Annotated in this window: 12 protein-coding genes; 3 read left to right on the top strand and 9 right to left on the bottom strand. The window is 54.3% G+C overall.

Going from position 1 to position 13,160, the window contains the following annotated elements:
• Positions 1 to 23 precede the first annotated feature (23 nt).
• Complete coding sequence (gene suhB, locus WFL93_RS09765) at positions 24 to 827, top strand: inositol-1-monophosphatase (protein WP_036620143.1); 804 nt, start codon at positions 24 to 26, stop codon at positions 825 to 827.
• A 36-nt stretch (positions 828 to 863) separates the two neighbouring features.
• Here the strand turns inward: suhB and WFL93_RS09760 are convergent, their stop codons facing one another.
• From WFL93_RS09760 to WFL93_RS09750, 3 genes are all read right to left on the bottom strand, one after another.
• Complete coding sequence (locus tag WFL93_RS09760) at positions 864 to 1,877, bottom strand: hypothetical protein (protein WP_007886225.1); 1,014 nt, start codon at positions 1,875 to 1,877, stop codon at positions 864 to 866.
• Between the two features lie 193 nt (positions 1,878 to 2,070).
• On the bottom strand, positions 2,071 to 3,054 hold the full coding sequence (locus WFL93_RS09755) for a nickel/cobalt transporter (protein WP_336778023.1): 984 nt from the start codon (positions 3,052 to 3,054) through the stop codon (positions 2,071 to 2,073).
• On the bottom strand, positions 3,045 to 3,671 hold the full coding sequence (locus WFL93_RS09750; RefSeq protein ID WP_007886223.1) for a DUF1007 family protein: 627 nt from the start codon (positions 3,669 to 3,671) through the stop codon (positions 3,045 to 3,047). Before WFL93_RS09750 ends, WFL93_RS09755 begins: the two co-directional genes overlap by 10 nt.
• A gap of 155 nt (positions 3,672 to 3,826) precedes the next feature.
• On the opposite strand from WFL93_RS09750, the gene csiE reads away from it, so the two are divergent.
• The gene (csiE, locus tag WFL93_RS09745) at positions 3,827 to 5,095 is read left to right on the top strand and encodes a stationary phase inducible protein CsiE (protein ID WP_336778022.1); all 1,269 of its coding nucleotides are present in this window, start codon (positions 3,827 to 3,829) and stop codon (positions 5,093 to 5,095) included.
• Here the strand turns inward: csiE and WFL93_RS09740 are convergent.
• The gene (locus WFL93_RS09740; protein ID WP_049852999.1) at positions 5,092 to 6,231 is read right to left on the bottom strand and encodes a 3-phenylpropionate MFS transporter; all 1,140 of its coding nucleotides are present in this window, start codon (positions 6,229 to 6,231) and stop codon (positions 5,092 to 5,094) included. The genes csiE and WFL93_RS09740 overlap by 4 nt on opposite strands.
• Positions 6,232 to 6,360: 129 nt before the next feature.
• Complete coding sequence (gene glyA, locus WFL93_RS09735; RefSeq protein WP_007886219.1) at positions 6,361 to 7,614, bottom strand: serine hydroxymethyltransferase; 1,254 nt, start codon at positions 7,612 to 7,614, stop codon at positions 6,361 to 6,363.
• Between the two features lie 339 nt (positions 7,615 to 7,953).
• Between glyA and hmpA the strand changes: the two genes are divergently transcribed.
• Positions 7,954 to 9,138, top strand: a complete 1,185-nt coding sequence (gene hmpA / locus WFL93_RS09730) for an NO-inducible flavohemoprotein (RefSeq protein ID WP_336778021.1) — start codon at positions 7,954 to 7,956, stop codon at positions 9,136 to 9,138.
• 50 nt (positions 9,139 to 9,188) lie between these two features.
• On the opposite strand, the gene glnB is transcribed toward hmpA, so the two are convergent.
• The 4 genes from glnB to WFL93_RS09710 form a co-directional block, all read right to left on the bottom strand.
• Positions 9,189 to 9,527 (bottom strand): nitrogen regulatory protein P-II, encoded by a 339-nt coding sequence (glnB, locus tag WFL93_RS09725; RefSeq protein WP_007886217.1) that lies wholly within the window; start codon positions 9,525 to 9,527, stop codon positions 9,189 to 9,191.
• 75 nt (positions 9,528 to 9,602) lie between these two features.
• On the bottom strand, positions 9,603 to 10,934 hold the full coding sequence (gene glrR, locus WFL93_RS09720; RefSeq protein WP_007886208.1) for a two-component system response regulator GlrR: 1,332 nt from the start codon (positions 10,932 to 10,934) through the stop codon (positions 9,603 to 9,605).
• 2 nt (positions 10,935 to 10,936) lie between these two features.
• A complete protein-coding gene (gene qseG / locus WFL93_RS09715; RefSeq protein WP_336778020.1) occupies positions 10,937 to 11,608 on the bottom strand; it encodes a two-component system QseEF-associated lipoprotein QseG in 672 nt (223 codons plus the stop codon).
• 3 nt (positions 11,609 to 11,611) lie between these two features.
• Positions 11,612 to 13,039: a sensor histidine kinase gene (locus tag WFL93_RS09710; RefSeq protein ID WP_336778019.1), complete on the bottom strand. Its 1,428-nt coding sequence runs from the start codon at positions 13,037 to 13,039 to the stop codon at positions 11,612 to 11,614.
• Positions 13,040 to 13,160: the final 121 nt, after the last annotated feature.

Here is a 13,160-nt window from a genome sequence, read left to right as displayed (position 1 = left end):
TTAACATCCAGCGAGAGATACCGATGCATCCGATGCTCAACATCGCCGTGCGCGCAGCGCGCAAGGCCGGAAATTTAATTGCCAAGAATTACGAAACCCCGGACGCTGTCGAAGCCAGCCAGAAAGGCAGCAACGACTTCGTTACCAATGTTGACCGCGACGCAGAACGTCTGATTATCGAAGTAATTCGTAAATCGTACCCGAAACACACCATCATCACCGAAGAAAGCGGTGAACTGGCGGGCGAAGATCAAGACATTCAATGGGTAATCGATCCGCTGGATGGCACCACCAACTTCATCAAACGTTTACCTCACTTCTCAGTATCTATCGCTGTGCGCATCAAAGGCCGCACCGAAGTGGCGGTAGTTTACGATCCAATGCGCAACGAACTCTTCACCGCTGTACGCGGTCAGGGCGCACAGCTTAACGGTTATCGCCTGCGCGGCAGCACCGCTCGCGATCTGGATGGCACCATTCTGGCGACCGGCTTCCCGTTCAAGTTGAAGCAGCATGCAACGCCTTACATCAATATCGTTGGCAAACTGTTTACCCAGTGTGCAGATTTCCGTCGCACCGGTTCTGCCGCGCTGGATCTGGCTTACACCGCCGCGGGTCGCGTAGATGGTTTCTTTGAAATTGGCCTGAAGCCGTGGGATTTTGCGGCGGGCGAACTGCTGGTACGTGAAGCGGGCGGCCTGGTGACTGACTTCACCGGCAACCACGGTTACGTCTTGTCGGGTAACATCGTCGCGGGTAACCCACGCGTGGTTAAAGCGATGCTGGCATCAATGCGTGAAGAATTGAGTGAAGCGCTGAAGCGCTAAAGAAGAAAAGGCGACTGAATCAGCCGCCTTTTTTTATTACCGACGTTCGTGACTTAATACCTGACGCGGCTGGGTCTTACGACCAACCCGCCCCAGCAATGCCGCCAACACCGCTTCAATGACCAGCATAAAGAAGGTGAACCAGCTGGCTTTCGCCGTCGCAGCTGCTGCTTGCTCAGCAACCTCACGCGCTTTCTGTTCCGCCTGCTGTTTTAACTGCTGATATTGTTGTACGGCTTTTTTGTAGCTCTCTTCCGTTTGCGTAACGATCTGCTCAACTTCCTGATCGCTTTTACCGGTACGCGCCTTGATAATATTTTTCAGTGCATCGCGATCGGCAGCCTGCAAAGTATCGGAATGACGACTGACAACGCCTTTCAACCAATTAGCCAGATCATCATCCGCATTTTGTGGATTCTGCGCCGTTTGCTCTGCCTGATTCTGCGCATTATTGGCTTCGTTATTTACATCCTTCTGCAGATTCTCCGGTTGTAATTCCGACTTACCCGTCTGTCGCAGTGTGGTTTGCAGTTCATTTTTTAAATCGTCCAGATTGATATTACTTTCCTGCAGCTTTTCTTTTGCCATATTGGTAAGGGATGGCGCCGCAGCGGAAATTCCATTACCCACAGCATTAACGCCTGCGCCGAGAATATTAAAGGCGCCACCAATAAGGCCAGTAGCTAAGGTAATCGCCAGCCACAATGTCAGGATGGTACTGACACCAAACATTAATAATCCATGCATCGCGCCTTCGCGCTGCGCCAGACGCCCCGCGACGTAACTACCTACGCCCATGGCGATTAGCATACTGACGCCGGTCCAGATTAATGCGCCGGTCCCCAAATGCTGGAGTGGATTTTGTTCCTGTTGCGGATCGATGGTTGTCGCGCCAATTGCGGTGCCTAATACACCTAATAAAATATGGATGATTAGCGCAGCGATGACGCCGGCAAATACTGCGCTCCAGGAAATACGTTTCAACGGTAAACCGACATGAGCTTCATGAACAGTTTCTACGCCGCCATTATTAAGCCGGGTTTCAGGCATCACATTTTCCTCGCAAAATATTACGATAAATAATTATTGTTACTGAATGGACCAGAAGCCTGACTGGTAATAATCAGCGTAGACGGTGAACGCTATTTCCACCAGATAAGCACAGAGGAGATATTTAATTATATGAAGTGAATAACGTTTTAAACGCAGCCGATAATGTTACCGCTGCGTTTATTATTTTAGATTATATGAAAGGACGAATTCCGCCCCCGCTACCCGGGGAAGCGCTCTGCCATAATGCAACGCCCGCGATCATTAATAATACACTGCCCAACAGGGCGAGCACGGGCAGCAGTAGTCTGGCAGACGCATGCGTCCCGCTGGCTCGCCCTAACTTCATCGCCAATATGCGGGAACGTTGCACCAGCAAACCGAGGGCGGAAACGGTCAGTGCGGTACCCACCGCCATGGCGACTGCAGACGCCACGCCCCAGGCATAGACCCCAATCACTTTGGCGAACAGCAGCATCATAATGGCACCGGAACAGGGCCGCAGTCCCATTGAGAACACCACCAGCGCCTGAGTTTTAGCGCTTACCGCCTGGTCCATCTGCTCGGCACTTGGCATGTGCGCATGGCCACAGCCGCAGTGCTCGTGGTGCTGATGCTGCGGCCGAATAGCGTGAATCTGCATCTTTACTGCAAGTTTCAGTTGCTGGCGCAGCGATCGCAACGCACGCCACCCGACCCAAACGCCGAGCGCAATCACCAGCAGATAACTGCCCTTCTCCAGCCAGTAGCTGCCGAGATGAAGCTGGCGCGACGAAGTTTGTAGTACCACCAGCATTAGCGTCACCAACCCAATCGCTACCCCGCCTTGCAACAAGGCCGCCAGCAGCGTCAGCTTCATACTGGTCTTCAGTTTCGCCGGATGGGTGGCGAGAAAAGTCGCGATCACCACTTTGCCATGCCCTGGGCCGAGCGCGTGTAGCACGCCGTAGGCCAGGCTAAATAGCATCAGCGTCACGCCCGCCTGCTGCGGTTGCTCAGCGACCTGCTGTAATAGCTGGGTCATTTCGCGATTGAGAACCTTTTGCCACAGCACGCTTTGCAGCAAAATCTGCGACCAGTGCTGCCAGAGCATCACTCCCGCCAGCAACAACAATGCCGCCAGCAGCCATAGCGGCCACAAGCGGCGTGAGCGTGAAGGAATAGAAATCAATGACATGTCAGCATCACCGTTTGCGCGAACTGTTGGCCGAGATCCATATCTTCCGGTGGCGCATCGGCCTTATCCAGCGACAGCGCATATTGCTTTAGGGAGTCATCGGGTTTCGGTGTGTGGAGATCAATTTGGCAATGGGATTTAACGCTATCGTCCATGGTTAATGCCTGCGGATTATCGTAATACATATCAACGAAATAAGTGGGATCAAACGTCTGAATACGATACTGCTTCGCGCTTAGCGACTGCGGTTCGCCAAACGGCACAATAAACTCCAGCACCGCTTTATTGCCCTCGCGCGACAGATGGTACTCTTTCGGCAAATTAAGGAATTTCACCCGGTTTTTGTCCTGCCACACTTCGGTAAAATAGTGCTGGCCCAGCACATTGGCCATCACCTGTGCCGCCAGTTTCTTCCACACCACATCGCCCGGTTTAGCCTTTCCCGCGTCGTAAAGCAGGTCAGCGGAGGTGATTTCATCCATGGTCCACACCATTTTCATGCCACTCAAGCGATCGTTTTCACTGATGAACTGAGTTTTCATATCAATAAAGCTATGTGGATGTGACCAGGCTGCCGTGCTGAACAATAGCGTAAAGATAATGAGTGCAATTTTCATGTGTTATAAAGTAACAATTTTAGAGTGAAGTGTGGAGTGGTACAGAAAAATTGTGACCCGCCCTAAAGCTCTGAACAAAAGTCACGACAAAGAGCAGGGATACCTCAAGGAGTTAGCTATTCTTAGCTAAAAAATGACCTGCGGATAAACCTTTGATGAGTTCTGCACCTTCTTCTGCACCACTCTTCAGCCGCTCCCAGCGTCGTTGTCATCTATTACTGCTGCTCTTTCTGCCCACTCCCGCATTGACGCTTGAAAAGCTCTGCCAGTTAAATGGCGTGGCACCTGTTGTCGCCCGACAGGATATCGCGGATGTGGGAGAGGAGATACAGCGATACCATCAACTGGAGCTACACCAGATGGTGGATGGCAGCTTCCGCATTCATGGGACGGAACTGGACAGGCGACTGTGCCTGATCCACTGGCTGCGACGCGCGCTGCGTTTGTCGCAGGATTTTGTCTGCGAGCACTTTGCCCCCATTCTGCGCCAGCGCCTGAAAGTGCTAAAGATTGAGAAAGCGCTGTGGGATGAGACCAACCTTCAGGCACTGATTCAACACTGCAGCCTGCGGCTAACGCGTGACTTCAGCCCGCGCGATCGCCTGTTTTTGCAAATCTTCATGAAGTATTCACTGTGTCAGCGGCAAAACGCCCTCTTCAATCAGGGACAGCGCGCGTGGCTGGCAGAGAAAGCAGAGCGCGCCGCCGCCGACGATGTAATTCATCATTGGCAGAAACGCTGCCACTTAGCGCCCGATGCCAGCGAAACTGACTTCTGGACGCTACTATTCAGCCTGATTCATGCACCGAACGGTGCGGAACTCCATCATCCTCAGGCCATTAAACTGATGCAAGCAGTGCAAGCACTGGTTGTGCGTTTTGAACAAATGGCACAGACGCGCTTCAAAAATCAGCAAGAGCTCACCCAGCAGCTGTTTACGCATCTGGCGCAGGCGCTGGATCGTAGCCACTTTTCCATCGGCATTGATAACAGCGTAGCGCTGGATGTTGCGCGGCTCTACCCGCGCCTGCTGCGCACCACCGAACGTGCACTCCACCCTTTCAGCACGGACTTTGGTACGCGCTTTAGCGCGGAGGAAGTGAGCCTGGTGGCGGTGCTGTTTGGTGCCTGGCTAATGCAGGAGAGTGCGTTGCAGGAAAAGCAGGTGCTGCTGCTGACCGGCGCCGATGCGGCGCTAGAACAGTTGCTGGAGCAACAGCTGCGGGAAATGACGCTGTTACCCATTAACATCAGCTATCAGGATGTGATGCATTTTCAACGGGAAGGCGCACCACGGGATATCGCGCTGGTGATCACGCCATACGCCATTTCACTGCCGCTGTTCTCACCGCCGCTGATTCAGGCGGAGCTGCCGCTGAGTAGCCATCAGCAGCAGCGCATCCGCCAATTGCTCGAGAGCTAAGCGGTTCGCGGACGCAGGAACAGTGCCGGCAGCGCCACCAACGCCATTACCCAGAACAGATGTCCTTGCAGATGGGCAAACAGCACGCCGCAAATCATTGTCATCACCGCGATACCGCCGCCCATCGCCAGCGCCGAGTAAAGCGATTGCAGACGAATCACTTCTGCACCTTTGCGTGCGGCAATAAAACGCATCGCCGCTAAATGACAAACGGTAAAGCTGCCGCAGTGCAGAATCTGCGCCACAATCAGCAGTGGCAGCGCGGTGCTGGATCCCAGCAGCGTCCAACGCACGATGGCGCATGCTCCGGATAACAGCAGCAGGTCGCGCGCGGTCCAGCGGCGGAACAGCCGGCCACTGAGCGCAAAAATAATGATTTCGGCGACAACGCCTAATGACCACAAATAGCCAATAATCGACGCAGAATAACCGCTTTCCTGCCACCAGATGGCGCTAAAGCTGTAATAGGCCGCGTGCGCGCCCTGAAGTAGCGTTACGCATAACATAAAGCGCCACACTGCATTTTCGCGCAGCAGCTCACGCCACGCCTGCCAGCCGCCGTCTGTTGACGTCTGACGTTCACTGCCCTGCGGCCTGGTCGCCGGTGTTAACATCATTCCACCCAGCATGCCGATCGCGCCTAATGACAGCAGCACTAAAATCGCCTGAGACGAGAACGCAGTGACTAACATGCCGGTTAAGGCGGAACTGATAACAAACGCCAGCGAACCCCAAAGACGAACCGGCCCATAGGCCAGGCCAATTTGCTGCGTCCAGGTAGCGGCCAGCGCATCGCTCAGCGGCACCAGCGGTGAGAAAAACAGGTTGAAGCCGATCATCACCAACAGCAGCCACATCCACTGTTGCCCAAGCCAATAACCGATGGCGAACAGACAGGTCATCAGCGCCAGCAGGCGCAGAGCAGTGATCAACTGCGCCGGATTTTTAACCTGTGAGGCAATCAGCAAGCTCCCCACGAAGCGGGCCACCATGCCGCAGCCGAGCAGCAGGCCAATCTTTTCGGCATCAAGGCCTGCACCTTTCAGCCAAACGCTCCAGAAAGGCAGGTAGATGCCATAACAAAAGAAGTAAGTGAAGTAGCCCAATCCGAGCCATTTGGCCGAGCCGATTGCCATATTCCCTCCAGCAAAGATGCTGCTCTGCAGCACGAGTGGTCGCTACTTTGTCAGAGCGCTATAGCGACGGCAATAAAAAAGGATGGCCTAAGCCATCCTTTTTCCTGCTGCATCGACAGACGTAAAAACTTACGCGTATACCGGCAGACGGCTGCAGATTTCCAGCACTTTCTGTTTGGTACGTTCGATGGTCGCTTCGTCGTTGATGTTGTCCAGCACGTCAGCAATCCAGCCCGCTAGTTCACGAACTTCAGCTTCTTTAAAGCCGCGACGCGTCACCGCTGGCGTACCGATACGGATACCTGAAGTTACGAACGGGCTCTTCGGATCGTTTGGAACGCTGTTTTTGTTCACGGTAATGTTAGCGCGGCCCAAAGCGGCATCAGCTTCTTTACCGGTCAGATTTTTGCTCACCAGATCGATCAGGAACAGGTGGTTGAAAGTACCACCAGAAACGATGTTGTAACCACGCTCCAGCAGAACTTCCACCATCGCTTTGGCATTCTTAGCAACCTGCTGCTGATAAGTCTTGAACTCTGGCTCCATCGCTTCTTTGAATGCAACGGCTTTACCGGCGATCACGTGCATCAGAGGACCACCCTGGCCGCCCGGGAACACCGCGGAGTTCAGCTTTTTATACAGATCTTCGTCACCGTTTTTCGCCAGGATCAGGCCGCCGCGCGGACCCGCCAGGGTTTTGTGGGTGGTAGAGGTTACGATGTGTGCATGAGGAACCGGGTTCGGATAGACGTCTGCGGCGATCAGGCCAGCAACGTGGGCCATATCAACGAACAGGTAGGCGCCAACGCTGTCAGCGATTTCACGCATTTTGGCCCAGTCGCACACGCCAGAGTAGGCGGAGAAACCACCGACGATCATTTTCGGCTTATGGGTTTGCGCCAGTTCAGCCAGTTCGTCGTAATTGATTTTGCCAGTTTCATCGATGCCGTAAGGGATAACCTTGTACAGCTTGCCAGACAGGTTAACCGGAGAACCGTGCGTCAGGTGACCACCGTGCGCCAGGTTCATACCCAGAATGGTGTCGCCCGGCTGCAGCAGTGCCGTGTACACCGCGAAGTTAGCCTGCGAACCTGAGTGCGGCTGTACGTTAGCGTAATCAGCGCCGAACAGTTCTTTAGCACGATCGATCGCCAACTGCTCAACGATATCAACGTATTCACATCCGCCGTAGTAGCGTTTGCCCGGATAGCCTTCGGCATATTTGTTGGTGAGCTGTGAACCTTGTGCCTGCATTACGCGTGGGCTGGTGTAGTTTTCAGAAGCAATCAGTTCAATGTGCTCTTCCTGACGCACTTTCTCTTGCTCCATAGCCTGCCACAACGCGGCATCATAATCGGCAATGTTCATATCACGCTTTAACATCCGGACTCTCCTGACTCAGCTAACTTTTTAACGGCAGTTTAGGCCCCGGCTAAGGGGCGAAGGCGAACAGTGTAAACGGTTTTGACAGGGGACGGTAGCGCCAATCCCCTCTTTTTGCGCAATCGATTGGCATGGCGCTGGAACGGCTTTTTTACGCTTTTTTGCCAGCGAGAAAATCGCGAGATTTGCTCACATTGCACGGGAATAAATTTCAGGTTTGCGGGCCAGCGCGCACCTTTTTTGCCTAATCCTTAATCACAACGAGGGATTTACAGGCGCTTCGATTAACCATAAGATGCATTTTAAATACATGTTTAAATTCACTCTGAGGATTTCACCATGCTCGACGCGCAAACCATCGCTACCATCAAATCCACCTTGCCTGCCATTGCACAAATCGGTTCCCAGCTCACCGGTCACTTTTATCAGCGTTTGTTAACCCAGCATCCTGAACTGAAAAACGTCTTCAACATGAATAATCAACGCAGCGGCAATCAGCGTGAAGCCTTGTTCAACGCGATTGTGGCCTATGGCAGCAATCTGGAAAATTTGGCGGTGCTGTTGCCGGCGGTGGAGAAGATCGCGCAGAAGCATGCCAGCCTGAACATTCAGCCTGAACAATACGCGATTGTGGGCGAAAACCTGCTGGCAACCATTGATGAGTTGCTGCATCCGGGCGAAGAGGTGCTGACCGCATGGGGAAAAGCTTATGGCGTGCTGGCCGATGTGTTTATTCAGCGTGAAGAAGCGATTTATTCTGCGTCCGAAGAGAAAGCTGGCGGCTGGCGCGGCGCGCGTGATTTCCGTATTCGCGCCATCAACCAGGAAAGCTCAGTGATTAAGAGTTTTGAGCTGGTGCCGAACGACGGTCAGCCAGTGGCAACATTCTTGCCTGGCCAGTATCTGGCCATTAGTCTGCAACCTGCAGGCAACGAAAATATCCAGCATCGCCAGTATTCGCTGACGCATCAACCGAACGGCACCTTCTATCGCATTGCAGTAAAACGCGAAGCGCTGGGCAGCGTATCGGGTTGGCTGCATGACAATGCACAGGTCGGAGATATCGTGCAGTGCGCCGCTCCAGCGGGCGATTTCTTCCTGCAGGCTGACGCGGCGACACCCATCACCTTAATCTCTGCTGGCGTGGGACAAACTCCGATGCTGGCGATGCTGGCTAATCTGGCTGAGCAGCAACATCCTGCAGCAGTTAACTGGCTACACGCGGCTGAAGCCGGTTCCCAACATGCCTTTGCTGAAGAGGTAAAATCGTTTGGCGCACGTCTGCCAAACTTCGCCAGTCACGTTTGGTATCGCCAGCCGGAAAGCGCAGATGCAGGACGTTATAACGATGTGGGATTGATGGATCTGGCGGGCGTATCTTCTGCGTTAAATCAGCCCGAGCGCCAATTCTGGATCTGCGGTCCACTGCCGTTTATGCAGTTTGTCGCGCGTCAGTTAGTCGATGCGGGTGTGAGCGGCGATCGTATCCATTACGAAGTGTTTGGTCCGCATAAGGTGCTGTGAAACAGAAAGCCTGCACAAGGCAGGCTTTATCAGGCAATGCGCGAAGGGGCTTAAATCGCCTCTTCGTCCTCTTCACCGGTACGAATACGCACCACGCGCGCTACGTCGAAGACAAAGATTTTGCCGTCGCCGATTTTGCCGGTCTGCGCAGTTTTCATAATGGTTTCTACGCAGGTGTCGACGATGTCGTCACCGACCACCATTTCAATTTTCACTTTTGGCAGAAAATCGACCATGTATTCCGCGCCGCGGTACAGTTCCGTGTGGCCTTTCTGACGGCCAAAGCCTTTGACTTCACTGACCGTCATCCCGGTGATGCCCACTTCCGCTAACGCTTCACGTACATCATCGAGTTTGAATGGTTTAATAATTGCATCGATCTTTTTCATGACAGATCCTTTTTTACTCCCTCCATGATGGACGGATACCGTTAGTATAAGTGTTCCTGACACCGCCGCAGCACGCTACTCTTTAAATTCGCTGGCGTCTAGCTCATGGCGCGACAGCAGCTTATAGAATTCAGTGCGGTTACGTCCAGCCAGACGCGCGGCGTTAGTGACATTTCCTTTGGTCATCTGCAACAGTTTACGCAGATAATTCAGCTCAAACTGATTACGCGCCTCGACGAAGGTTGGCAACGCGGTATTTTCTCCTGCCAGCGCCTGCTCCACCAGCGCATCGCCGATCACCGGTGCAGTACTCAACGCTACGCACTGCTCAATCACGTTCACCAATTGCCGCACATTGCCCGGCCATGCTGCGCCAACCAGTCGTTTCATGGCATCCACCGAGAAGCTACGCACGAAAGGTTTATGACGATCGGCGGACTGGCGCAGCAGATGATTCGCCAGCAGCGGAATATCTTCGGCACGCTCATGCAGCGCAGGAATTTTCAGATTCACCACGTTGAGGCGATAGTAGAGGTCCTCGCGGAAACTCTTTTTCTCCATCGCTTTCGGCAAATCACGGTGCGTCGCGGAAATAATCCGCACGTTGATATCCAGATCGCGGTTACTGCCCAGCGGGCGCACCTTGCGTTCCTGCAGTACGCGTAGCAATTTCACCTGCAACGCCTGCGGCATATCGCCGATCTCATCCAGAAACAGTGTGCCGCCCTCCGCCGCCTGGAACAGCCCTTCACGCGCACTGACTGCTCCCGTAAAGGCACCTTTGGCGTGGCCAAACAGTTCAGATTCCAGCAGTTGCTCTGGCAAAGCGCCACAGTTGATGGCAATGAAGGGCTTGGTCGCACGGGGGCTGGCCGCATGAATCGCTTGTGCCAGCACCTCTTTACCGGTGCCGCTTTGGCCATTGATCAAAATACTGACGTCCGATTGCGCCACCATGTGCGACTGATCCAACAGGCGCAGCATCTGCGGATTGCGCGTCACAATCGCTTCGCGCCAGCCGTCATCGCTCATCGGCGCGCGCTGTGCCAGCGCTTCATCAATCGCTTTGTACAACGCATCACGATCGACCGGTTTGGTAAGAAAACTAAATACGCCTTGCTGCGTAGCGGACACGGCTTCAGGAATTGAACCATGCGCGGTGAGAATGATCACCGGCAAGCCCGCATGACGTTTCTGTACTTCGCCAAACAGCGCCAGACCGTCCATCTCATCCATGCGCAGGTCGCTGATGACTAAATCGACCTTCTCTTTCTGCAGATGACGCAGTGCTTCTGGTCCGCTGGCTGCCGTCGCCACCTGAAAACCTTCGCTACTCAAACGCATGCCAAGCAGTTTCAGTAAGCCAGGATCGTCATCTACCAGCAGTAAGCGTGCGCTCTGTTTCATGATTACTGATCCTCAGTTTGCACATCACTGGCACCGTGCGATGCGTCGCTGCTGTCGGGCGCTTTGCGCGATGACAGTTGGCGCTCAATGTCGGTTAAACGCTCGAGCTTACGTTGGGTGTCTGCCAGCGCCTGGCGCATTTTGCTTTGCTGCTGGCGCAGGTTGTCCATTTCAGCGTCGTTGCTTTGCTGCAGGGCGGCGTAACGTCCACGCGCTTCACTCAGCTCCAGCTGAGCGGCCTGATTACTGCGCCACAGCTGCAGTAACGGGCGCACTGCCGCCGGATAAGACGCGCTATAACCGTCCAACGTGGTGACGTAATCACGGCGTTCGACCGGCGTGACGTTACCGTTAGCGAGCAGAATGCCTTGCTTAAAGGCGCGTGCCCAGCCTTGCACCGGCCAGCGACGCGCTTCGGCGCGAGCTTCGGTAGGGGATAAGCGCTCGGCACAATCAACGGCGCGCTGCCAGTAAAGCGGATTACTCACGGCGGCTGGCGTTTCGATTTGCCACACGCTTTGACAATCGATCGCCAGATAATCCGGCAGGCGCACGTCGGGTTCCGGCACGCTCACGCTAGTGTGTTGGGGACGTTGCTGCGACGGTGCCTGGCAGGCACTCAGGCCGAGCGCCATCAACGCACAGGTCACAAATTTAAATCGGGGTAATTTCATTAATCAGGCATTCCCGTCGCTGGTAGTCAGAATGATACGAAAACAGACATCCGCATCCTTGCGTGTTACCAACTGCAAATCGCCTTGCATCCTGCGCAGGCAATCTTTGGCGATGCTTAACCCCAGACCGCTGCCTTTAACCGGCCCCTTGCGCTGTTGGCTGCCTTGATAAAAAGGCTCAAAAATCATCGCCTGCTCTTCAGCCGGAATCGGTGTGCCGGTGTTTGCCACCTCAATCCACACCTGGTTGCCCTTCTGCTGGCTCTGCAGCCAGATGTTACCGGATTCGGCGCCGTAGTTCACGGCGTTCGAATAGAGGTTATCAATCACCCGCTGTAGCAGCGTGGCTTCCGCCAGACAGTGATTCACCTGCAGATCAACGTGCGTCGTCATCTCACGCGCACTGGCAGGCAACGAGTGCACTTTTACTACGGAATCAATGATGTCATTTAATACCACCGGTGCCAGCGTCATCGGGCCATCTGCCAGCTTACGGTTGTAATCCAGCAACTGCTCAATCAGCCGCTGTAAATGACGACTGCTGGTATCGAGAATCGCGACCACTTCCTGCTGCTCAGCGTTTAGTGGCCCGGCGACCTGATCGGCCAGTAGCTCAGTGCCTTCCCGCAGGCTGGCAAGCGGTGTTTTCAGCTCATGCGACAGGTGACGCAGAAACTCATGGCGCTGCTCTTCCAGCCAGCTCAGACGTTCACTCAACCAAACGATGCGCTGTCCCAGCGAGCGAATTTCACGTGGGCCGCGAAAGCTGCCGCTATCGCCCAGCGATTTGCCCTCGCCTAAGCGATTGATCATGCGCTCAACGCGTTTTACCGGACCAATAATCATGCCGGTGAACAGCAAAACCAGCACCAGGCTGATCAGGAACAGAATTAGCGCCTGCCAGCCAAAGAACTGGCCGCGATCGGCAATTTCACGTTGCAGTTGTAAGCCGCGCGAAAACACCACTTCGCGCGTTGCCTGCACCATTTGCGTATTGGTATCGGAAAAACGCTCCAGCGCGCTGGCAGCTTGTGCTTGCGGATTACCATTATCGCACTTTACCTGCTGCAGCTGCGGCAAGGTGGTTTGCAGCACTTTGAAGGAGGGCAGATCGGGCAAGCTGGCTGCGTGGCTGCTGAGCATTTGACCGTAGCGCGTCCACTGCGTTTGATACAGTTTGGCCAGCGACGCATCGCCTAATACGCAGTATTGACGATAGCTTCGCTCCAGCTCCAGCGCGGTGCGCGCCATCGCTTCACTGCGCCGTACATCGGTAAAGGTATTGCGATTGGTATCTGCCGCCTGGTTGCTCAGCGCCGAAAGGCTTTCCCATGCTTGCCATGCCAGCACCAGTAACGGCAGCAGCACCAGCAGAAAGGCCATTAAGACTAACTGTCGCAGGGATCGGGGAAACAGACGCCATTTATTCACAACCGCGCTTCCTTAAATATGAGCTGCAGGCATGCTAGCGAAGTATCAAAACGGAAGAAAGGAGAGATATGAAAACGGCAGGCCTTTTGGCCTGCCGTGAGAGCGACGCCACAGCATCGCT

This window comes from Pantoea sp. USHLN256 (assembly GCF_037149875.1).
GTDB lineage: Bacteria > Pseudomonadota > Gammaproteobacteria > Enterobacterales > Enterobacteriaceae > Pantoea > Pantoea nemavictus.
The sequence above is the reverse complement of the archived record's forward strand: the minus strand, read 5'-3'. Positions and strand labels throughout refer to the sequence as shown.